At 63.8% G+C, this 22,643-nt stretch carries 20 protein-coding genes; 11 read left to right on the forward strand and 9 right to left on the reverse strand.

The features are described 5' to 3' along the window. The first annotated feature begins 72 nt into the window (after positions 1–72). From xsc to NCR38_RS29680, 6 genes are all read left to right on the forward strand, one after another. On the forward strand, positions 73–1,914 hold the full coding sequence (gene xsc / locus NCR38_RS29655) for a sulfoacetaldehyde acetyltransferase (protein WP_061119496.1): 1,842 nt from the start codon (positions 73–75) through the stop codon (positions 1,912–1,914). A gap of 63 nt (positions 1,915–1,977) precedes the next feature. Next, complete coding sequence (gene pta / locus NCR38_RS29660) at positions 1,978–2,991, forward strand: phosphate acetyltransferase (protein WP_250478065.1); 1,014 nt, start codon at positions 1,978–1,980, stop codon at positions 2,989–2,991. Between the two features lie 9 nt (positions 2,992–3,000). Continuing rightward, positions 3,001–3,822 (forward strand): IclR family transcriptional regulator, encoded by an 822-nt coding sequence (locus NCR38_RS29665; RefSeq protein WP_250478066.1) that lies wholly within the window; start codon positions 3,001–3,003, stop codon positions 3,820–3,822. 208 nt (positions 3,823–4,030) lie between these two features. Next, complete coding sequence (locus NCR38_RS29670; protein WP_061119498.1) at positions 4,031–5,704, forward strand: GMC family oxidoreductase; 1,674 nt, start codon at positions 4,031–4,033, stop codon at positions 5,702–5,704. Positions 5,705–5,738: 34 nt separating this feature from the next. Then, positions 5,739–7,052 carry an MFS transporter gene (locus NCR38_RS29675; RefSeq protein WP_250478067.1) on the forward strand — a complete coding sequence of 438 codons (1,314 nt, stop codon included), beginning with the start codon at positions 5,739–5,741 and terminating at the stop codon, positions 7,050–7,052. 128 nt (positions 7,053–7,180) lie between these two features. Beyond that, on the forward strand, positions 7,181–8,698 hold the full coding sequence (locus tag NCR38_RS29680; RefSeq protein ID WP_061119500.1) for a PLP-dependent aminotransferase family protein: 1,518 nt from the start codon (positions 7,181–7,183) through the stop codon (positions 8,696–8,698). Between the two features lie 10 nt (positions 8,699–8,708). Here NCR38_RS29680 and NCR38_RS29685 read toward each other — a convergent pair whose 3' ends face one another. Continuing rightward, the gene (locus NCR38_RS29685) at positions 8,709–9,242 is read right to left on the reverse strand and encodes a cytochrome b (protein WP_061119501.1); all 534 of its coding nucleotides are present in this window, start codon (positions 9,240–9,242) and stop codon (positions 8,709–8,711) included. Next, positions 9,239–10,300 carry a catalase family peroxidase gene (locus NCR38_RS29690; RefSeq protein WP_061119502.1) on the reverse strand — a complete coding sequence of 354 codons (1,062 nt, stop codon included), beginning with the start codon at positions 10,298–10,300 and terminating at the stop codon, positions 9,239–9,241. Before NCR38_RS29690 ends, NCR38_RS29685 begins: the two co-directional genes overlap by 4 nt. A gap of 110 nt (positions 10,301–10,410) precedes the next feature. Here NCR38_RS29690 and NCR38_RS29695 point away from each other — a divergent pair, with 110 nt between their 5' ends. Continuing rightward, positions 10,411–10,551, forward strand: coding sequence for a hypothetical protein (locus tag NCR38_RS29695; RefSeq protein WP_409219314.1), 141 nt, complete (start codon positions 10,411–10,413; stop codon positions 10,549–10,551). 227 nt (positions 10,552–10,778) lie between these two features. On the opposite strand, the gene NCR38_RS29700 is transcribed toward NCR38_RS29695, so the two are convergent. From NCR38_RS29700 to NCR38_RS29725, 6 genes are all read right to left on the reverse strand, one after another. Next, positions 10,779–11,108: a ribbon-helix-helix domain-containing protein gene (locus tag NCR38_RS29700; RefSeq protein WP_061119504.1), complete on the reverse strand. Its 330-nt coding sequence runs from the start codon at positions 11,106–11,108 to the stop codon at positions 10,779–10,781. 89 nt (positions 11,109–11,197) lie between these two features. Continuing rightward, a complete protein-coding gene (locus tag NCR38_RS29705) occupies positions 11,198–12,781 on the reverse strand; it encodes a GMC family oxidoreductase (protein WP_061119505.1) in 1,584 nt (527 codons plus the stop codon). A 35-nt stretch (positions 12,782–12,816) separates the two neighbouring features. Next, complete coding sequence (locus NCR38_RS29710; protein ID WP_250478068.1) at positions 12,817–13,461, reverse strand: twin-arginine translocation signal domain-containing protein; 645 nt, start codon at positions 13,459–13,461, stop codon at positions 12,817–12,819. Positions 13,462–13,522: 61 nt separating this feature from the next. Further along, positions 13,523–13,921: a VOC family protein gene (locus NCR38_RS29715; RefSeq protein ID WP_061119507.1), complete on the reverse strand. Its 399-nt coding sequence runs from the start codon at positions 13,919–13,921 to the stop codon at positions 13,523–13,525. A 123-nt stretch (positions 13,922–14,044) separates the two neighbouring features. Beyond that, positions 14,045–15,607 carry a glycerol-3-phosphate dehydrogenase/oxidase gene (locus NCR38_RS29720; RefSeq protein ID WP_086961282.1) on the reverse strand — a complete coding sequence of 521 codons (1,563 nt, stop codon included), beginning with the start codon at positions 15,605–15,607 and terminating at the stop codon, positions 14,045–14,047. A 130-nt stretch (positions 15,608–15,737) separates the two neighbouring features. Further along, positions 15,738–16,598, reverse strand: a complete 861-nt coding sequence (locus NCR38_RS29725) for a class I SAM-dependent methyltransferase (RefSeq protein ID WP_061119509.1) — start codon at positions 16,596–16,598, stop codon at positions 15,738–15,740. Between NCR38_RS29725 and NCR38_RS29730 the strand changes: the two genes are divergently transcribed. Next, positions 16,597–17,637, forward strand: coding sequence for a DMT family transporter (locus NCR38_RS29730; RefSeq protein WP_250478069.1), 1,041 nt, complete (start codon positions 16,597–16,599; stop codon positions 17,635–17,637). The genes NCR38_RS29725 and NCR38_RS29730 overlap by 2 nt on opposite strands. Positions 17,638–17,642: 5 nt before the next feature. Here the strand turns inward: NCR38_RS29730 and NCR38_RS29735 are convergent, their stop codons facing one another. Beyond that, entirely contained in the window at positions 17,643–19,388 is a 1,746-nt protein-coding gene (locus tag NCR38_RS29735) for an IlvD/Edd family dehydratase (RefSeq protein ID WP_061119510.1), read from the reverse strand. 329 nt (positions 19,389–19,717) lie between these two features. On the opposite strand from NCR38_RS29735, the gene NCR38_RS29740 reads away from it, so the two are divergent. From NCR38_RS29740 to NCR38_RS29750, 3 genes are read left to right on the forward strand one after another with little or no spacing between them, the layout of a single operon-like run. Next, the gene (locus NCR38_RS29740; RefSeq protein ID WP_061119511.1) at positions 19,718–20,824 is read left to right on the forward strand and encodes a sugar ABC transporter substrate-binding protein; all 1,107 of its coding nucleotides are present in this window, start codon (positions 19,718–19,720) and stop codon (positions 20,822–20,824) included. After that, positions 20,824–21,834: an ABC transporter permease gene (locus NCR38_RS29745; RefSeq protein WP_061119512.1), complete on the forward strand. Its 1,011-nt coding sequence runs from the start codon at positions 20,824–20,826 to the stop codon at positions 21,832–21,834. Before NCR38_RS29740 ends, NCR38_RS29745 begins: the two co-directional genes overlap by 1 nt. Further along, complete coding sequence (locus tag NCR38_RS29750; protein WP_061119513.1) at positions 21,834–22,640, forward strand: ATP-binding cassette domain-containing protein; 807 nt, start codon at positions 21,834–21,836, stop codon at positions 22,638–22,640. Before NCR38_RS29745 ends, NCR38_RS29750 begins: the two co-directional genes overlap by 1 nt. The last annotated feature ends 3 nt before the right edge of the window (positions 22,641–22,643 follow it).

A 22,643-nucleotide genomic window follows, 5' to 3' on the forward strand; every position in this document is an offset into this window, starting at 1 on the left:
AGCCCGTCCTACGATGTCTCCAAGATACATATTCCGGAACAATACGTTCCGTTTATCTCAACGGAGACACTCATGAGCGAGCACGACCAAGCCCGTCCTTCCCAGACCACTCTCGCCGCCAGCGCGGCGCCCACCGGTCCGCAGGCGATGACCCCATCCGAAGCCTTCGTCGAGACGCTCGCCGCCAATGGCGTGACCGAGATGTTCGGCATCATGGGTTCGGCCTTCATGGACGCGATGGACATTTTTGCGCCCGCCGGCATCCGCCTGATTCCGGTCGTGCATGAACAAGGTGCGGGCCACATGGCGGACGGCTATTCGCGCGTGTCGGGCCGTCACGGTGTCGTGATCGGCCAGAACGGCCCGGGCATCAGCAATTGCGTGACGGCGATCGCGGCGGCGTACTGGGCCCACAGCCCGGTCGTGATCGTCACGCCGGAAGCGGGCACGATGGGCATCGGCCTCGGCGGTTTCCAGGAGGCAAAGCAGTTGCCGATGTTCCAGGAATTCACGAAATACCAGGGCCACGTCACCCACCCGGCGCGCATGGCCGAATTCACCGCGCGCTGCTTCGACCGCGCGATGTCGGAAATGGGCCCGACGCAACTCAACATTCCGCGCGACTACTTCTACGGCCAGGTCAAGGTCGAGATCCCGAAGCCTCAGCGTCTCGATCGCGGCCCCGGCGGCGACCAGAGCCTGAATGAAGCCGCCGATCTGCTCGCCGAAGCGAAATTCCCCGTGATCATCTCGGGCGGCGGCGTGGTCATGTCCGATGCCATCGAGGAATGCAAGGCGCTCGCCGAGCGTCTCGGCGCGCCTGTGGTCAACAGCTATCTGCATAACGACTCGTTTCCGGCGAATCATCCGCTGTGGTGCGGCCCGCTCGGTTATCAGGGCTCGAAGGCCGCGATGAAGCTCCTGAGCCAGGCCGACGTCGTGATCGCGCTCGGCTCGCGTCTCGGGCCTTTCGGCACGCTGCCGCAGCACGGCCTCGACTACTGGCCGAAGGACGCGAAGGTCATCCAGATCGACGCCGACCACAAGATGCTCGGCCTCGTGAAGAAGATTTCCGTCGGCATTTGCGGCGATGCGAAGGCGACGGCCATCGCGCTCACGCAACGTCTCGCGGATCGCAAGCTCGACTGCGACGCCACCAAGGACGCCCGCGCGAAGACCATCGCTTCCGAAAAGGCCGCATGGGAAAAAGAACTCGACGAATGGACGCACGAGCGCGATCCGTACAGCCTCGACATGATCGAGGAGCAGAAGAACGAGAAGCCGTTCAGCGGCGGCCAGTATCTGCATCCGCGGCAGGTGTTGCGCGAACTCGAGAAGGCGATGCCCGAAGACGTGATGGTGTCCACCGACATCGGCAACATCAACTCGGTCGCCAACAGCTATCTGCGCTTCAACAAGCCGCGCAGCTTCTTTGCGGCGATGAGCTGGGGCAATTGCGGCTATGCGTTCCCGACGATCATCGGCGCGAAGGTCGCGGCGCCGCATCGTCCGGCCGTCTCGTATGCGGGCGATGGCGCCTGGGGCATGAGCCTGATGGAAACCATGACCTGCGTGCGGCACAACATTCCCGTGACGGCGGTCGTGTTCCATAACCGTCAGTGGGGCGCCGAGAAGAAGAATCAGGTGGACTTCTACAATCGCCGCTTCGTTGCGGGCGAGCTCGACAACCAGAGCTTCGCCGAGATCGCGAAGGCGATGGGCGCGCAAGGCATCGTCGTCGACAAGCTGGAGGACGTCGGCCCGGCGCTGAAGAAGGCCATCGATCTGCAGATGAATCACGGCAAGACGACGATCATCGAGATCATGTGCACGCGTGAACTCGGCGATCCGTTCCGCCGCGACGCGCTCTCGAAGCCGGTGCGTATGCTCGACAAATACAAGGACTACGTCTGAGTCCAGCGCCGCGCCGCTCCGCGCCCGGAGCGGCGTCTTCCAACCCATGACAGTGAGCCCGCCATGAAAGCCATGCATCGCATCATCGATCAGGCTCGCGACCTGCCGATGCGCATCGTCCTCTCCGAAGCCGAAGACACGCGCGTGCTTCAGGCGGCGCAACGCGCGCACAAGGAAGGCATTGCGCGCATCGCGCTCGTGGGCGCGCGAGCGCGTGCGTATCAGGTCGCGGACAGCGCGGGGATCGATCTCGAAGGCATCGACGTGATCGATCCGTCTCACTCATCACATACCGAACGCTTTGCGGAAGAGCTTTTCGCGCTGCGCGAGAAAAAAGGCATGACGCCCGATCAGGCGCGCGACGCCGTGCTCGATCCGCTGTGCTTCGCGAACCTGATGGTGCGAACGGGCGAGGCGGACGGATCAGTCGCCGGCGCGGTCAACACGACCGCGGATGTCGTGCGCAACGCAATACAGATCATCGGCGTGCGACCGTCGTTCAAGCTTGTTTCAAGTTTCTTTCTCATGATGCTGTGCGAGCCTTTTCATACGATGAAAGGCGGCCTCATCTTTTCGGATTGCGCGCTCGTCGTCGAGCCCGATGCGGAGCAACTCGCCGAAATCGCAATGGCCGCCGCCGACAGCGCGCGCAGCCTGCTCATGGAAGATGCGCGCGTCGCGATGCTGTCCTTCTCGACGAGCGGCAGCGCGCACCATGCAGCCGTCGATAAAGTGATCGATGCGACGCGGCGTGTAAAAGAAGCCCGCCCCGGCCTCGCCATCGACGGCGACGTGCAGCTCGATGCCGCGATCGTTGCGGAGATCGCAATGCGCAAGGTGCATCACTCACAGATCGAGGGGCACGCCAATACGCTGATCTTCCCGAGTCTTGAAGCGGGCAACATCGGCTACAAGCTCGCGGAGCGCATCGGCGGCGCCAAGGCTATCGGGCCGCTGCTGCAAGGGCTCGCAAAGCCGACCAACGATCTGTCGCGCGGCTGCAGCACCGACGATATCTATCACGTGATCGCCGTGACCTGCGTGCAGGCGCAGGCAGCGCGGCATCAGACGACGTGAGTGCGCAACATGGATACGCGAGCCGATACCGATGCGTTCATTCAGCCCGAATCGACGGACAGCGCGCCGCCCGACGACCACGCGCGCTCCGAGACGCCTACGCTGCGCGCCTTCAGCGTGCTCGAGCATCTCGTCGCGGCGAAGGGCGCGTGCTCGCTCTCGGAACTCGCGAACATCATCGGGCAGCCGAAGGCCTCGCTGCATCGCATGTTGCAGTCGCTCGAAGCGGGCGGCTTCGTCGCGCGTGAGCCGGGCCAGAAGAATGGGTATGTAATCGGCCCGCGCCTCGAACGGCTCGGCGTCGACGTGATGATGCACAGTGGCGCAAGGCGTCAGCGCCACGCGATTCTGGAGCGTCTCGTCGCCGATCTCGGCGAGACCTGCAACCTGAGCACGCTGCACGACACGCAGGTCCTCTATCTCGACCGCTGCGAATCGCCGTGGGCGCTGCGGCTCGAACTCAAGCCCGGATCGCACGTGCCGGCGCATTGCAGCGCGAGCGGCAAGCTGCTGCTGTCGACGATGCCGCGCGCCGAACGCGCCGCCCTCATCCGCGCGATGCGGCTCGAACGCTTCACGCCCAATACGCTCGACGATCCGAACCTGCTCGAAGCGGAACTGGATCGCATCGCGCACAAGGGCATAGCGGTCGACAACGAGGAGTTCGTGCTCGGGATCGCGTGTGTCGCGGTGCCGGTATTCGATTCGCGCGGCAAATGCATCGCGGCCATCGCCGTGCATGGGCCGGTGTCGCGCATGGCGTTGTCGCGCGCGCTGACCTTCGTGCCGCGTTTGCAGGAAGCCGCCGCCGAACTCACGGCGACCTTCTGACGCGTCGCAACATGGATCATTCGGATGACGAAATAATCTTAGGGACAACCCGAATCCCGCCTTGTTTCTGAATCGGATTTCGTATTTTCCGTTTCACTTTCGCGAGCTTCCGCGCTTTTCTCTTGGCTTCCTTGCCCGCTTCTTCCACATTGAACGAAACGCAAACGAAACGATTCGTTCCAAAAGAAGACTTCAGGAGACAGGTGTCATGCAGCAGGAAGTCGATTACGTCATCGTCGGTGCGGGTTCAGCGGGATGCGTGCTGGCCAACCGTCTGAGCGCCGATCCGTCCAACGTCGTGCTGCTGCTCGAAGCGGGCGGCCCCGACACGAGCCCGTGGATTCATATCCCCGTCGGCTACTTCAAGACGATGCACGATCCAGAGCTCGACTGGTGCTATCGCACGGAAGCGGACGATGCCGTCGCCGGACGCAGCATCGACTGGCCGCGCGGCAAGGTCCTCGGCGGCTGCAGCTCGCTCAACGGGCTGCTTTATGTGCGCGGGCAGCGCGAAGACTACGACCGCTGGGCCGAACTGGGCAACACGGGATGGAGCTTCAGGGACGTGCTGCCCTACTTCAGGAAGTCGGAAGATCAGGAGCATGGCGCGAGCGAGTATCACGGCGCAGGCGGTCCGTTGAAGGTATCGGACCTGCGTTTGCGCCGCCCGATTGCGGATCACTTCATCGCGGCGGCACAGGAGATCGGCATCCCGTTCAACGCGGACTACAACGGCGCGACACAGGAAGGCGTCGGCTATTTTCAGCAGACGGCCTATAAGGGTCTTCGCTGGAGCACGGCGAAAGGCTTTCTCAAGCCGGTGCGCGATCGCCGCAATCTCATCGTGCAGACGCATGCGCAGACCCGCAAGGTGCTGTTCAACGGCAAGGAAGCGACGGGCATCGAGTACATGCATGAAGGCGTCATGAAGACGGTTCGTGCGCGCGTCGAAGTGATTCTCGCGGCCGGTGCGATCGGCTCGCCGCAGATCCTGCAGAACTCGGGTGTCGGTCCCGTGAGCGTGCTCGACAATGCGGGCGTGCAGGTGAGGCACGCGTTGCCCGGCGTCGGCCGGAATCTGCAGGATCATTTGCAGGTGCGTCTCGTGTTCAAGACGCGTGAGCGCACGCTCAACGACGAGGTCAACAATCCGCTGAAAAAGGCGCTCATCGGCCTGCAATACGCGCTATCGCGCACCGGGCCGCTCACGCTTGCGGCGAGCCAGGTCGCTATCTTCACGCGCTCCTCGCCTGAGCTCGCGCGTCCCGACATCCAGTTTCACATGCAACCGCTTTCCGCCGACAAGCCCGGTCAGGGCGCGCATCCGTTCTCGGCGTTCACGTCGTCGGTGTGTCAGTTGCGGCCGTACAGCCGCGGCAGTGTCGAAATCCGCTCGAACGATCCGCTGCGCTACCCGGCGATTCACGCCAACTATCTCTCCGACGAACGCGATCATCCCGTCGTGATCGGCGGTATCAAGGTGGCGCGCCGCATCGCCGCCGCGCCGTCGCTCGCAAAGCATATCGTGTCGGAGTTCATTCCCGGTCCGCAGTATCGGTCCGATGCCGAACTGCTCGAAGTCGCGCGCAAGTTCAGTCAGTCGATCTATCACCCGGCAGGCACTTGCAAGATGGGCAGCGACGCGCTCGCGGTCGTCGACGAACGCCTCAAGCTGCGCGGCATCGGACGCCTGCGCGTGGTCGATGCGTCGATCATGCCGGAACTCGTATCGGGCAACACGAACGCGCCCGTCATCATGATCGCGGAGAAAGCCGCCGACATGATTCTCGAGGACCGGCGCTATCAACAGGTCACGCACGTGGAAGACGCACCTGAAGTCGTTGTGAAGAAGCCCACGGCCCACGCAGGCCAGAGAGACTGAGCACAAGTCTCGCACACACATCACGGAGACAACCATGAACGCAACGCCCCGAACCGATGGCAAGCAGATGCGCAAAGTCGTCGTCGCCAGTCTGATTGGCGCGACGATCGAGTGGTACGACTTTTTTCTATACGGCGTGGTCGCCGGCATCGTCTTCAACAAGCTGTATTTCCCGAGCGGCGACCCGCTCATCTCGACGATGCTCGCCTACGGCACCTTCGCCGTCGGCTTTCTGAGCCGGCCATTGGGCGGCGTGATCTTCGGCCATTTCGGCGATCGCGTCGGCAGAAAGAGCATGCTCGTGATGACCCTGACGATCATGGGCGTCGCGACAGTGTTGATCGGCATGGTGCCGACGTATGCGCAGATCGGCATCTGGGCGCCCTCGCTGTTGCTGCTGCTGCGCGTGCTGCAAGGCATCGGTCTGGGCGGCGAATGGGGCGGCGCAGTGCTGATGGCGTTCGAATACGCGCCCGCGAACAAGCGCGGCTTTTACGCGAGCATTCCGCAGATCGGTCTTGCGCTCGGACTGTGTCTTTCGTCGGGTGTCGTCGCGGGCCTCTCGCTCACGCTGACCGATGCGCAGTTCCTCGCTTGGGGCTGGCGCGTGGCGTTCTTCCTGTCGTTCGCGCTCGTGCTCATCGGCATGTACATCCGCCTTAACGTGATGGAAACGCCGGAATTCGCACGCATCCAGAAGACGGGCAGCGAAGCGCGCATGCCGATCGTCGACGTGATCTCGAAGTATCCCGGCAACACGATCGCCGGCATGGGCGCGCGCTTCATCGACGGCGTGTTCTTCAACGTGTTCGGCGTGTTCTCGATTTCATATCTCACGGGGACGCTGCATCTGCAACGCACCGATGCGCTGCTCGGCGTGATGGTCGCCGCGTTCGTGATGATCTTCACGATTCCGTTCTTCGGGCGGCTGTCGGATCGCATCGGACGCGCGCGCATCTACTTCTGGGGATCGCTCGCGACGGGACTGTCCGCGTTCTTCGGCTTCTGGCTGATGAAGAACAGCGGCGGCAATACGATGCTCGCGTGGCTCGCTGTCGTGATTCCGCTGGGCGTGGTGTATGCGTCTATTTATGGCCCGGAAGCCGCGCTCTTTTCCGAGCTCTTCGATGCGAAGGTGCGCTATTCGGGCATATCGTTCGTGTATCAGTTCTCGGGCATCTTCGCGAGCGGCATCAGCCCGATCGTCGCGACATGGCTCTTGCAGCGCAACGGCGGCGATCCCTGGATGATCGCGGGATATTGCCTCGCCGCGGGGGTCATCAGCGCGCTGTCGGCGGCGTGGGTCGGGCGGCGGCAGCGGCGGCAGACGGCGTTTTCCATGGGTTGATCGTCGTCGCGTGGACATCGACAGCCGCTGTGCCGAAGGTCGGCGCGGCGGCTTTTTGTTGCACTGGCACGCGGTGCAAGGCGCACGTAATATCTATCAATCACCCGAACATTTCGCAGGAGACATGCATGCCGACCCGCCCAACCGCCACGCTCTGGGCGCAGCTCTTCCAGCGCTCGCGGGTCTCGGGGATGAGCTTGCAGAACCAGATCCGCCAGATGATCGTCAACGCGATCCTGAGCGGTCATATCGCGCCCGATTCCGCCTTGCCTTCGAGCCGCGAGCTCGCCGATCAGCTCAACGTATCGCGCAATACTGTGGTGCTCGCATATCAGCAACTGGTCGAAGAAGGCTATCTCGTGTCGCGCGAACGCAGCGGCCATTTCGTGAATCCCGCAACAGAGGAACTGCAACGCGGCTTCACCGCGACGGGCGTCGCCGACACGACGAGCATCGAGACGCAGCAAGGTCATCCCGACTGGAGCGCGCGCATCAGACATGCGCCTTCGCATCAGCGCAATATCGTCAAGCCGTCGAACTGGCAGAGTTACGAATATCCCTTCATTTACGGGCAATTCGATACCGAGCTGTTCCCGACGAGCGACTGGCGCGAGAGCTGCATGCACGGACTTTCGGTGATGGAAATCCGCAACTGGGCGCCCGATCTGATCGAACGCGACGACGAGACGCTCGTCGAACAGATACGAACGCGCGTGCTGCCGCGTCGCGGTGTGTTCGCGATGCCCGACGAGATCGTCGTCACGAACGGCTGCCAGCAGGCGCTCTATCTGATGGGCGATCTCCTGTGCGGCACGCAGGTGAAGGTCGGCATGGAGAACCCCGGCTATCCCGATGCGCGCAATATCTTTCAGCATCACAACGCAGAGATCGTTCCGCTAGAGGTCGATGAAAGCGGCGCGGTCATCGACGATGAAAGCGTGATCGCCCAATGCGATTACGTGTACGTCACGCCGAGTCATCAATGCCCGACGACCGTGACGATGCCGATCGAGCGGCGGCGCAGATTGCTCGATCTGTCGGTGAAGCATGACTTCATCGTCATCGAGGACGACTACGAGAGCGAGAACACGTTTTCCGGCACGCCCCATCCGGCGTTGAAGAGCCTCGATACGGCGGAGCGTGTCGTGTATATCGGCTCGCTTTCGAAGACGCTCGCGCCGGGCTTGCGGCTCGGGTATATCGTCGCGCCGCGCACATTGATACGCGAATTGCGCGCGCTGCGTCGATTGATGATCCGGCATCCGGCCGCGTACATTCAGCGCGCCTTTGCGACCTTTCTCGCACTCGGTCATCACGACACGCTCTTGCGCAAGCTCGGGCGCGTCTACAAGGAGCGCGCCGAAGTGCTGATGGACGCGCTCGCCACGCATCTGCCGGAGTTGCGTGCGTCGAAGGTGACGGGCGGCGCATCGTGCTGGGTCGAAGGTCCGCCGTGGCTCGACGCGACACGCCTCGCAAGAGATGCGCAAGCGCTCGGCGTGCTGATCGAACCGGGCAGCGTGTTCTTCGCCGATCCCGCCGATGGTCAGCGATGCTTCCGCATGGGCTTTTCAGCGATCCGCGCCGAGCTGATCGAACCGGGTGTGCGCGTGCTGGCTCAGGTCGTGCAGCAGCGGCGTCCTTGAGCGTGCACGCCTATTTCCACGGCGCCATTGCATGGAACACGCCGTCGCGCCGCACGAGCGCATGAAACAGCGCAGCCGCGAGATGCACGACGATCAACGCGAAGAAACACAACGCGAGAAAGCGATGCGCGTTCCAGAGCAGCGTATGCAACGAATTGCTATGAGGCAGGAGCGACGGTAAGTGAAGGCCGCCTATCACGACGGGATAATCCGCCGCGGACAGCATCCCATAGCCGAGCAGCGGCAACGCGATCATCAACGCATAGAACGCATAGTGCGATAGATGCGCTGCGAGCTTCATCGGCTCGGGCATGTTCGCGGGCAGCGGCGGCGCACCGCGCGCGAGCCTTACCGCGAGACGAATCAACGCGAGCACGAGAATCGCGATGCCGAGCGGCTTGTGGATGGACACGAGCGTCAGATAGTCCGGCCTCACCGTCGACACCATGCCGACGCCGATGAACAGCATCGCGAGAATGCATATCGCCATGATCCAGTGCAGGGCGCGTTGCAGCGGCGAGAACCGCTCGTTGATCGCGTTCATGGCTTGGCTCCTTGCGCGGGCGTGTGCGGGTAGTACTTGTCCTCGGCGGTGCGTCGATTGAACGAGACGGAGTAGGCGGCCGACCGCGCGGCGGGGAATGGATCGTCGGACACGCGCATGCCGGATGGCAGCACGGTCGGGTCGAAGTTGAGATCGCGGCACGGACCGTCGGGCTCGGGTTCGATCGCCTTGACGACGAGCGTGCCCACTTCCACCGTGTGCCGGTCTTCCGGCCAGGCCTTGCTCGGGTCGGCGGTCGGATCGCCGGGATTCGCGACGGTGACGACCATCGCCCAGCGTTGCGGTGCGCTCTGCACGCGCTGCTTGATTTCGGCATCGAGGAAATTCGCGCCCTTCTGCTTCAGCTCGTCCGGCGTGAGGTTCTCGGGCTTCGCCGCGGGAATGAAGGACCAGCGCACCGCCTGATTCTGCCCGTCCGCGTTCGTGAAGATGAAGCTGTTCAGGCTGTTGTAGCGCTCGTCCGCATACGAGGCCGTCCACGGCGCGCTGCCCGCCCATGCGCCGAACGCGCCGATTTCCGGATGCGCGGCGGCGAACTTCTGCATCGACTCGGGATCGTTCTTGTTCGCGAGCGCGCGTTGCAGGTCGTAGAAGGCCTGCGGGGTCGCGACGGGGAAGATCGGGGCATCGATCATCGCGGAGCGCCACTCGCTTGCATCGGGCATCACGATGCGCAGGCTCAGGCCGCGCACGCGGGCCATCGCGTCGGATGCCTGCGGGTCTGGCGTCGCGAGATTGAACCGGCCCGTGACGGGATACGTGCCCGGCATGAACATTTTGGCTTTGGAGAGCGCGGCGCCCGAACCGTTGGATTCGAAGTCACCGGTGAAGCAGATCCCCTTCGCATGATTGCGCCGGAACCCGGGCACCGCGCCGCCAGGCGGCGCCAGGCTGCCGACGATCTTCGCCGGCGTGAGGCGATGCGGCGTGAGCCAACCGCCCGTGTAGGCGAAGGCCGCGACCAGCACGACGGCGATGGCCGCGATGAGCAGCAGCGCGGGAAGGGGCGAACGCGGGGCAGCGGGTCTATCAGTCATCGTAGTCTCTCGATCAACGATTCTGTTGCACGGTAATCTAGCAGCGTGAGGGGAATCGTGCCAGCAACGCGCAAAAATCGCAGATACCCCGTTTATCCGACGTTGTTCGCATGACGCAGAACATCTACCGCGATGCCGAGTTCTTCTCGGGCTACGGGCGCTCGAATCGTTCAAATCATGGGCTCGATACGGGATGCGGATACGGCTGGCTCTGCCGATGGGCCGGCGACCGCGGCGCATGTGTCGGGTGAGGACGGGTCGGAGAAGATGCTTGGGCTCAGGCGTCGAATGCGCACTGGCGGCATGCGCAATGCCCACGCGCCGCGAAAGCGCGTCTACGCAAGCGACTGCATGAGGAAGCGGGGCAAGCGCATTGAAAATGCGATGATGCGGCACACACTACGGCCGATAAAGAACGCTCTCGCAGAGAATCCGCAAGCAACCCTGCGTCGCGCCGCCATCGAACATTGCGCCGAGACTACCCGGCCTTGAGAACCCGCAACGCGACCGCCCCCGCCGCCTCGCTTTCCGCATTCTGTTTCGCCTCGCGCATCGACAGATAGCGCAGACAACACACGCGCAGGAACGACGCGAAGTTGGTCGGTACCTCGCCGCGCAACGCGATCAGTTCGTCGTAGAGTTTGACGGCGAACTGGCTCGTCGTCAGATTCTCGCGCCCGGCGATTTCCTGCAGCACGTCCCAGAAGAGATTTTCGAGCCGGACCGTGGTGATCACGCCATGAATGCGCAGCGAACGCGTGCGCGATTCATAGAGGATCGGATCGGCGTTGATGTACACCCCACACATGACGAAAGCCTCCGTAAAACAGGCCGCCGCGCTCGCGCACGACGGCCAACTGAAAAAGCTACTCCGCTACGTGTCGAGCGGCAATCGCGTCAAACCCTGCGCTGCTTCATCTGCCCGGCGATGTAATCCGCCTGGCGAATCGCCAGCGTGACGATCGTGAGCGTCGGGTTTTCCGCCGCGCCCGTCGTGAACTGGCTGCCATCGGAGATGAACAGGTTCGCCACTTCGTGCGTCTGGCCGTGCGGATTGCAGACACCGTCGTCGGCTTTCGCGCTCATGCGCGCGGTGCCGAGATTGTGCGTCGACGGATACGGCGGCACGAGATACGTCGCCTTCGCGCCCGCCGCTTCGTACACCGCGCTGCCCTGCTTGTACGCGTGCTCGCGCATCGCTTCGTCGTTCGGATGATCGTCGAAGTGGACGTTCGGCACCGGCAGACCGTACTGATCCTTCACGTCGCTGTTGAGCGTGATGCGGTTCGATTCGCGCGGCATGTCCTCGCCGACGATCCACATGCCCGCCGTGTACTGGTACTGGTCCAGCGCCGCCGTGAAGTTCGGGCCCCACGCGCCCGGATCGAGAAACGCCGCGTAGAACGGCAGCCCGAGCGAAACCGTCTCCATGTGATAGCCGCCCGCGAAGCCGCGCTTCGGATCGAACACCGCTTCGTCCTCGATGATCCCCGCCATCGTCGTGCCCTTGTACATCTCGACCTTGTCCTCGAACACGCCGTAGACCGAGCCGGTGGTGTGCCGCATGTAGTTGCGGCCCACCTGCCCGGAGCCGTTCGCGAGGCCATCGGGGAATTTGCTCGACTGCGAATTGAGCAGCAGGCGCGGCGTCTCGATCGCATTGCCCGCCACCGCGACGACGCGCGCCCGCTGCCGCTGCAGCTTGCCGTTCGCATCGTAGTAGACGACGCCCGTCACCTTGCCGCGCGCATCGTGCTCGATCTTCACGACGTGCGCCTGCGTGCGCAACTCCATGTGACCCGTGGCCTGAGCGCGCGGCAGTTCGGTATAGAGCGTCGACCACTTCGCGCCCATGCGGCAGCCCTGAAAGCAGAAGCCGCGCTGGAAACAATGCGTGCGATTGTCGCGCACCGTGCTGTTGATCGCCATATGGCCGGTGTTGCACTCCTTGTAGCCGACCTTCGTCGCACCCGCCGACATCACCTTGAAGTTGTTGTTTCCCGGCAGACCCGGCAGGCCGTTCGTGCGTGTCACGCCCATTTTCTTTTCGGCGCGGTCGTAGTAAGGGTCGAGCTCCTCACGCGTGATCGGCCAGTCGAGCAGCGTGGCGCCCTGCACGTCGCCGTAAGTGGTCTTGGCCTTGAATTCATGCGGCTGGATACGCAGACTCGCGCCCGCCCAGTGCGTGGTCGTGCCGCCGACCGTCTTGCAGACCCACGCCGGCAGATTCGGAAAGTCCTGCGCAAGGCGCCACGATCCGGACGTCGTGCGCATGTCGAGCCACGAGAGCATCTTGAAGGCGTCCCACTCGGACGTTGAGAAATCGCCTTGCGTATGCGACTTGCCCGCTTCGAGCACCACCACGTCGATGCCCTTCTGCGCGAGTTCGTTGGCGAGCGTGCCGCCGCCCGCACCCGATCCGATGACGACGACCACATTGCCGTCGCTGTGCTTGAACTGCACCTTGTTACCCTGATCCATGTCGGTCTCCGCTCGTTGCTTGATGGGCGCGCTCTTCAACTGTCCGTCGGGATGGGCCCGCTCGCGCCGGCAGGTGGATCGGGCAGCCACGACAGGCTGTTGAAGCCCTGATGCAGATAGCCGCCATCGCCTTTCGACGCGCCGTAGCCGAAGTGCTCGTACGCCATCGGATTGCTGTACAGGGAAACCACGGCGGTGCTGCGCACCGTGTTGAAGAACGGCGTGCCCGCGAGCGCGGCGACGTCCTGCGCCTTGTCGTTCGCGCCGCGCTTCGTCCAGTCGGAGCGGGCTTTCGCATCCAGTTGAGCGACGCCGTCGGCGAGTTGTTGACGCACTGCGGGATCGGCTTTCGCCTTGGCATCGAGATCCTTGACGACGAGCGCATAGACGGCGTCATCGAGCGTTGCGTGCGGATAGATCTGCCGCGTCACCTGCAAGAGCACCTCGCCTTGATGCGTGTCGAGCCCCTGCATTTCGAGCGCCCAGACGCGGCTCGGCGCAAGACTCGCGAAAATCGACGTCGCGGCGATCGTGCCGACCAGCACGCCGGTGCCGCGCAGGAATTCGCGCCGTGTCAGCGCGATCGTCGGGGGGGCGGCGGCGATTCCATCATGTTCGTGATGATGTCCACCGTCGTGCGCGCGCCGCTGCGCGACGATCGGGATGATCGTGTCTCGCATGTCTCTCTCCTTGTGGGGTGCTGCAACAACTTATGTATGTGCTCCCGCGGTGCCGCCGTGACTACTCGTAATGTCCGTGACGTTCGAGCACTTCGATCTTGTAGCCGTCCGGATCCTGAATGAAGAAATAACGCGCGATCAGCGAGCCGTCGTCGTTCCTGAACTCGCGCACGTCGTTGGGCGCGAGGCCCAGGGCGATGAGACGCTCGCGCTCGGCCTTCACGTCCGGCACGCTCACCGCGACATGGCCGTAGCCGTCGCCATGCGTATAAGGCTCGGCGCGCCCCTTGTTCCAGGTGAGTTCGAGTTCGGCGTGCGTTTCATCGTTGCGCAGATAGGCGAGCGTGAAGTCCGGAAAATCCAGCCGATGCGCGACGTCGAGATTGAAAGCCTTCTGATAGAAATCGAGCGAGCGTTCCAGATCCCGCACGCGAATCATCGTGTGAATGAGTTTCGACATGGGCGCCTCCTCCTTGTGAGACAAGTTTAGGAAGCGGCGCGCGCAGAGGGTAATGGCGGGTTAAATCGGGCATTAGGCGTTTCCCCGAGGCGGACGGGCGCGCCTCGTTCAGGAAACGAGCCGCTACGACAGCATCCAGGTTCGCGCGAAGGCGTCGAAACGCGTGACCTCTTCGGATCGCCACTGCGCGCTTCGCCCAAGCTCTTCCGCGATGATGCGGGCGACGTCCGGCGCGGCGTCGCGGGCAGCGGCGGCATCGAGAAACAGCGCGCGATTGCGGCGCGCCAGCACATCCTCGACACATCGGGCGAGTTCCGCCCGAACCGCGAAACGCGTCTGCGCCTCGGTCAGCCCGCTCGCCTTCACCAGCACGTTCTGCGCGCCGGGCAGACGGTCGATCACGGCGGCATCGGAGCCGTACTGGCCGCGCTGCTCCGCTGTCGCGCCATGCAGCGGCAGCGACGCCGTCCGGCAGGGCGCAGCCGGCAACAGGCCCTTCGCGGCCGCGAGATCGATGACCTGCTGCGCCATCAGCCGATACGTCGTCCACTTGCCGCCCGTCACGGTGATCATGCCCGTCGCGTTCATCTCGATCGTATGTTCGCGCGAGAGCGCCGCCGTCGACGCCTGGGCGCCGGCCTTCACGAGCGGACGAAGCCCCGCCCAGACGCTTAGAACGTCGTCGCGCGTGGGCTTGACGGACAGGTAATCCGACGCCGTCGCGAGAATGAAGTCGATGTCCTCGTCGCTTGCGCGGGGGTCGAGCGGCAAGTCCTGACGCGGCGTATCGGTCGTGCCGACGATCGTGTGGCCGTGCCACGGCACCAGAAAAAGCACGCGGCCGTCTTTCGTCTTCGGCACGAGGATCGCGTCGTTGCTGTGCAGGAAGCGGCCCGGCAACGTCAGATGAACGCCCTGGCTCGGCGCCACGATCGGGCGCGCGCCCGGTTCGGCCATCGCGCGGATCGAATCGACCCAGACGCCCGTCGCGTTGACGAGGCAGCGCGCGCCGACGGTGAGGCTATCTCCCGTTTCGACGTCCGTCACCGATAGCCGATGATGCCCCGCCGCGCGATCGAAGCCGACGCCGCGCACGGCGGCATTGTTCAGCGCGAGCCCGCCGAGATCGAACAGCGTGCGCATCAGCGCGATGGCGAGCCGCGCGTCGTCGAACTGGCCGTCATGGTATAGCGTGCCGCCGCGCAGCGCGTGACCGTCGAGGCTGTCGGCGAGCATCGGCGATCTCGCGCGCGTTTGCGCGAGGCTGAGGCTGCGGCTCGCGCCGAGGTTGGACGCGCCCGCGAGCCAGTCGTACATTTTCAGTCCCGCGCCGTAGATCAGCTTGTCTCCGAAGCGATACGCCGGAACGACGAAGCCGAGGGCATGCACGAGATGCGGCGCGTTGCGCGCGAGCAGGCCGCGCTCGCGCAACGCCTCGCGAACGAGCGGAATGTTGCCTTGCGCGAGATAACGCACGCCGCCGTGAACGAGCTTCGTGGCCTTGCTCGACGTGCCTTTGGCAAAATCGCGCGCTTCGAGCAGCAAGGTCCGATAACCGCGCGACGCCGCGTCGACGGCCGTGCCGAGGCCGCTCGCGCCGCCGCCGATCACGACGACATCGAAGAGCGGTGTGTTGTCCAGTTCGCGCAAGAGGGATGCGCGGTCGGAAGGCGTGGTGATTGTCACTTGTCGTTGTGTTTGCAAACCTGGAGGTTCGTCGAATCGCGATTGACCATGTGATGACCGTTCCCTGTTCCCTTCGGAAACGCCGCACAATCGCCCGCGCGCTGCAAGGTCGATCCTGGGCATGGCAAATCTATGTATTGGCGATCAGCAGTTCTTCGGCATTGTTCGGCGGACGCAGGCCATCGGTCCGGTTCGAGAAGTATCGCCGGGTCAGATCCGCGGCGGATACGTGCCGCGCGTCCCTGAAGCCCGCATCGCGCGCCATCGCATGAATGTCCGCCGGCATGAAGAAGCTGATGAACGGCGTGCCGCTCGCACGCGCGCCCTTCTCAGCCATTTCCAGGCCCGGACGCACGTCGGGGTCCGCGAGTTCGAGCGGCAGCAGGAAGGTCATCGCGAAGGTCGAGCCCGATGCAAAGCCCGCGACTTCGCGCAATGTGGCCGCGTTCGCTTCCTTCGTGAGATACATGCTGACGCCCGTCGACACGACGATAGCGGGCCTGCTTTGGTCGAAACCATTCTTCACGAGCTTCTCGCGCCACGATTCTCCCTCTTCGAAATCCACCGGCACGAAATGCAGCCGCTCGGACACGCCATAACCGAGTTCGATCAGACGCCGGCGCTTCCACGCCTGCGGCCCCGGCGGATCGACTTCGAAAATGTGCAGCCGCGCCGCGATCTCCGGCCTGCGCTGCGCGAAGCTGTCGAGACCCGCACCGAGGATGACATACTGCGTCACGCCGCGATCGACCTCTTGCACGACGAGATCTTCGATGAAGCGCGCACGCGCAACGATCGACGCACGGAAAGGCCGCGTGAACTGCGGGTTCATGTCGCCGCGTTCGCGCCAGTTCGCAGCGGGCGCGAGCAATGCAAGGCCGATCTTGTCTTCCAGCACATGCGGCGGAGCATCGGCTTCGGCGTGCAACGCGCGCCACATCGCGACGCGTGCGGCGGTGCTGTCGGGCGCCGCGTTGGTGTTGTCGTTCATGCTTCAGCGTTCGATGAAGATGGAAGCAGAGAATGTCTCACACTTCGCCGCCGTCGTCTCCACACTACAATCGGTACTTCCGCTGCACACGAGAAACGAGCACAAGGACGTGAACATGGCGCAAGCGCCGCGCATCGACCGCAACGAAGACAGCCGCACGCAAACCGAGCGCCGCTGGCTCACGATCGGCGGACCCATTCTCTTTCTGCTGCTCTGGTCCGCCGGATTTCCGATCGCGAAGACCGGCCTGCACTATGCGTCGCCGCTGACGTTTTTATCGATACGCTTTGCGTTGAGCGTCGGCGTGCTGCTCGCCGTGTGCGCGGTGCGGCGTCCGCAATGGCCGCGCAATGCCCGCGCGTGGCTGCATCTCGGCGTCGTCGGCTTTCTCGTGCAGGTCATGTACTTCGGGCTCAGTTATCTGTCGATGACGGCGGGCATCGCGACCTCGGTGCTCGCGTTGATCGTGTCCTTGCAGCCGATTCTCGTCGGCGTGCTCGCGCCGAAGTTCGTCGGCGAGCGGATCGGCGTTCGGCGCTGGATCGGCTTGCTGCTCGGGCTCGCGGGCGCGGCGGGCGTGATCGCCGCGCGCGGGCCGCTGCATGCCGGTTCGCTCGGACCGGTGCTGCTCGCGATCGGCGCGCTCATCGGCATCACGGGCGCGATGCTCTACGAGAAGCGGCTCGGCACGGCGCAGGATCCGATCACGTCGAACCTCATTCAATACAGCGTCGGCTTCGTCTTTTGCGCGCCGATGGCGCTCGCCTTCGAGCACACGCAAGTGCAATGGACACCCACGTTAATCGCCACGCTCGCCTATCTCGTGATCGGCAATTCGCTGATCGCGATCACGCTGCTGCTCGCGATGACACGCGCGGGCAAGGTCTCGCAAGTCGCGTCGCTGTTCTTCTTCATTCCGCCCGCGGCCGCGGTGCTGTCCTACTTCTTCCTCGGCGAAGTGTTGCCGGGGGCCGCATGGTGGGCGATGGGCGTCGCGGTGCTCGGCGTTGCGATCGCAACGTGGAGCCCGCGCAGGTGACGCCTTCAGTGCGAATGCTTCGGCACCTCCGCGCCGCGGCAGCCGACGAGGAAATCGAAGTCGCAACCTTCATCGGCTTGCAGCACATGCTCCACATATAGCTTGCGATAGCCCGTGCGATCCTCGGGAATCTCGCTCTTCGCCGCTTGCCATGCTTCGAGGCGCGAGCGGATTTCGTCGTCGTCGATATCGATGCGCAGTACGCCCTTCTCGCAATCGAGCTCGATCCAGTCGCCGTCGCGCACGATCGCAAGCGGCCCGCCCGCGCGCGCCTCGGGCGCGACGTGGAGCACCACCGTGCCGTACGCCGTGCCGCTCATGCGCGCATCCGATACGCGCACCATGTCCGTCACGCCTTGCGCGAGCAGCTTCGGCGGCAAGCCCATGTTGCCGACCTCGGCCATGCCCGGATAGCCCTTCGGCCCGCAGTTCTTCATCACGAGCACGGAGTCCGCCGTGACGTCGAGATCGGGATCGGCAATGCGCTGCTTGTAGTCGTCGAAGTTCTCGAAGACGACCGCGCGGCCGCGATGCGTGAGAAGCGCGGGCGTCGCCGCCGATGGCTTCAGCACCGCGCCGTTCGGCGCGAGATTGCCGCGCAGTATGCACAATCCGCCATCGGCGACGAGCGGCTTCGCAATCGGACGGATCACTTCGTCGTTATAGATCGGCGCTTCTTGCACGTTCTCCCACAGCGTGTGGCCGTTGGCCGTGAGCGCATCCGGATGCGGGATCAGGTTCGCTTCGCCGAGACGCCTCAACACCGCGGGCAAACCGCCCGCATAGTAAAACTCTTCCATCAGGAAGCGCCCCGAGGGCTGCAAGTCGACGAGCGTCGGCGTGCCGCGTCCGATGCGGGTCCAGTCGTCGAGTTCGAGCTTCACGCCGATGCGTCCCGCGATCGCCTTCAGATGGATCGCCGCATTGGTCGAGCCGCCGATCGCCGCGTTCGCGCGGATCGCATTCTCGAACGCCTCGCGCGTGAGCAGCTTCGAGAGGCGCAAGTCTTCCAGCGCCATCTCGACAATACGCATGCCCGACAGATGCGCGAGCACATAGCGCCGCGAATCGACGGCCGGAATCGCCGCATTGTGCGGCAGCGTGACGCCGAGCGCTTCGGCCATGCAGGCCATCGTCGATGCGGTGCCCATCGTGTTGCAGGTGCCCGTCGAGCGCGACATGCCCGCTTCCGCCGACATGAACTCGTGTATCGAGATCTTTCCCGCCTTCACCTGCTCGCTCAGTTGCCAGACGACGGTTCCCGAGCCGATGTCGCGGCCGTGGTGCTTGCCGTTCAACATCGGGCCGCCGGAGACGACGATCGCGGGCACGTCGCAGCTCGCCGCGCCCATCAGCAGGGCGGGCGTCGTCTTGTCGCAACCGACGAGCAGCACGACCGCATCGACGGGATTGCCGCGTATGGCTTCCTCGACGTCCATGCTCGCGAGATTGCGCGTGAACATCGCGGTGGGCCGCAGGTTCGATTCGCCGTTCGAGAACACCGGAAACTCAACGGGAAATCCTCCCGCTTCATACACCCCGCGTTTCACGTGTTCGGCGAGCTTGCGAAAGTGCGAATTGCACGGCGTTAGTTCGGACCACGTATTACATATGCCGATGATCGGCTTGCCCGCGAACTCGTGATCCGGAATGCCCTGGTTTTTCATCCAGCTCCGGTACATGAAACCGTTCTTGTCGGCGGTGCCGAACCATGCGGCCGAACGGAGCTTGGTTTTTGGGGGGGCGCTCATGGTTTTGCTCACTCTGCGAGAAAGTCCTATAAATAGCATGACTATATGCAGGACACGCACCGGGAAAACGCTAATCGAAACGTCAAAACACTCTGCATATAGTTTGTCTATTGAAGTCGGCGCGCGGGCTTCGCAGATCCCAATTACTAGTTCAAACACGCCGCGCTTTCGAATCGCCCTCTCGCACACTGCTCGCATCGTCATCCGCAACGCTGCCGTCTTTCATTGATGAAAGCGGCGTGCGGACGGCATGCCGTGAAACCCAGTATCTGAACGTGATCGACGATGAGTCGACCCATCGACCAACGAAGAAGAGACCGGAGGAAAACATGGCGCAAGATCGGGATGACGACGCAAAAGACAGCCGCCTCATCAGTGCGGGCAGGCGCGGCATCATGCAGGGCGCGGGACTCGGCGCGGCGCTGTCGCTCCTGGGCGGCGTGACCGGCGGCGGCGGGCTGATCTCGACCGCGCAGGCGGCCGAAGCGGCGTTCCCGCAGCACAAGAAATGGAAGATCGTGTTCGTCAATCACGTGACGACGAATCCCTTCTTCGTGCCCACGCAGTACGGCATTCAGGATGCGTGCGCCATGTTCGGCATGGACTATCAGTGGACCGGCTCGGCCACGTCCGATGCGGGCGAAATGGTGCGCGCGGTGAACTCCGCGATCGCCGCGAAAGCCGATGCGATCGCCGTGCCTATCGTCGATCCGAACGCATTCGACAAGCCCATCCAGGCCGCGCTCGATGCGGGCATTCCCGTGTTCGCTTACAACGCCGACGCGCCGCGCGGCAAGACCAATCCGCGGCTCGCGTATATCGGCCAGGATCTGTATCTGTCGGGCTATCAGATGGGCGAGCGCATCGCGAGCCTGATCGACAGCGGCCTGGTCGCGCTCTTCATTGCGACGCCGGGACAGTTGAACATCCAGCCTCGTCTCGACGGCGCAAGCGATGCGATCAAGAAGTCCGGCAAGAAGATCGACATTCAGACCGTCGCGACTGGAGCAACCGTCAACGAAGAACTTTCGAAGATCAAGTCGTTCTATCTCGGCCACCAGGATTTGAAAGGCATGTTCGCCGTCGATGCAGGCAGCACGCAAGGCGTCGCGCAGGTGATGAAGGAGTCGAATCTGCCGTCGAAGGGCGTGCACGGCGGCGGCTTCGATCTGCTGCCGCAGACCATTCAGCTCATTCACGAAGGCTTCCTCGATTTCACCATCGACCAGCAGCCTTACGTGCAGGGCTTCTACACGGTGATGGAAGCGTTCGTGTTCCTCGCATCGGGCGGGCTCGTCGGGCCGGCGAACATCAACACGGGTCTCAAGTTCGTGACGAAGGATACGGTCGAGCCTTATCTCAACACCTCGACGCGTTACGAAGGCAAGACCACCAAGCCGCAAATCGTGCCCATGAAAGGCGCGATCAAGTCCTGATGAACACGGTCAACGAACCTCGTAAAGCAACCACGCCCGCGCAGACCGGCAGTCCGCGCGGCGCGTGGGCGTCTCATTGGGCGCCCGAATTGCGCATCCTGTTGGTCGCCTTGCTGCTCGCGGCGTATTTCCAGTTCGTCAATCACGACTTCCTGCTGAGCAACGCGAGCCTCGTCAATCTTTCGCAGTACGTTGCGCCGGTCGCGATCATCGCGTTCGGCGAAATCATGCTGATGATCGGCGGCGACATCGACTTGTCAGCGGGCATGGTGTTCGCGTTCGCGCCGTTCATGATGGTGTTCGCCAACGATGCGGGCGCGCCGATGTGGCTCGCGGTCATTGCCGGGCTTATCGCGGCGGCGATCATCGGCTTTATCAACGGCGCGGTGACGGTCTATCTACGCCTGCCTTCCTTCGTGACGACGCTCGGCACGCTCTTTCTCATCAACGGCATCACGCTGACCGTGTCGCGCGGCACGCCCGCCGCGACGCCCGGCTCGCCCGAGTTCGCCGCCGTGATGGGCGCGTGGGGCTACAGCGAGATCATCTGGACCGTGGCGATCGCGTTCGTCATGCATGTGCTGTTGCGGCATACGCGCTGGGGTCTGCACACGCAGGCGGCGGGTGCGAACGCGCTCGGCGCGAGCGAGGCGGGCATCCGCGTGAACCGGCTGCGGCTCGGCAATTTCGTGATCGCCGCAGTGCTCGCGGGCTTCACGGGCATCCTCGAGAGCTTCCGCATCACGTCGATCGATCCGCAAGCGGGCGGCAACCAGATCATGTTCCTCGCGGTCGCCGCCGCCGTGATCGGCGGCACGCCGTTGACGGGCGGCTCGGGCACGATCGTAGGCGGCCTGCTCGGCGCGGCGGTGCTCGGCATTCTGAGCGACGGCTTCACGCTCATCGGCATCAACGCGTTCACGTTCAACATCATTCTCGGGGCCGCGATTCTCGCCGCGATGATCTTCAACATCCACGTCGGGCGCATCCGCCGCAGGGGAGCACGGTGATGGCAGAACCGCTAACGGCTCCCGCCGCATCCGCCGATCTCGCGCTGCGTGGCGACAACCTAGTCAAGCGCTTCGGGGCGGTCACCGCGCTCGACGGCGTCTCGCTCACGCTCGGCCAAGGCGAAATTCTCGGCATTCTCGGCGACAACGGCGCGGGCAAGTCCACGCTCGTCAAGATTCTCACGGGCTTTCATCAGCAGACGAGCGGCACGTTGCATGTGCACGGCGAAGAGACGCTGCTCAAGTCCGTCGATCATGCGCGCGCGCTCGGCATCGAATGCGTGTATCAGGATCTCGCGCTTGCGAATTCGCTGTCGATCTACCACAACATGTTCCTCAATCGGGAGATCGTGCGGCGCGGGCCCGCCCGCCTGTTGCGTCTCGTCGATCACAAGCAGATGCGCGAGCGTGCGGCGCAGTGTCTCGAGGATATCGGCGTGCATGTGCCTTCCGTCGATCTGCCCGTCGAGCGGCTGTCGGGCGGTCAGCGTCAGGCCATCGCCGTTGCGCGGGCGGTGCATTCGAACGCGAGAATCCTGCTCCTCGACGAACCCCTCGCGGCGATGGGCGCGCGCGAGGCCGCGCTTATCATCGATCTCGTGATGCGCCTGAAGGAGAAAGGCGGGCTCTCGATCATCATGATCATGCACAACTATGCGCAGACGCTCGACATCGCGGATCGCATCATGTTGATGCAGCGCGGACGCGTGACCTATGAGCAGCGCAGCGCGAATACGTCGGTCGCGGAGCTGATGGATATCGTGAGGCGGGAATATCGGGCGATGCGCGCGACGACTGCAACCTAGAGG

It is taken from the genome of Caballeronia sp. INML1, assembly GCF_023631085.1.
GTDB lineage: Bacteria > Pseudomonadota > Gammaproteobacteria > Burkholderiales > Burkholderiaceae > Caballeronia > Caballeronia turbans.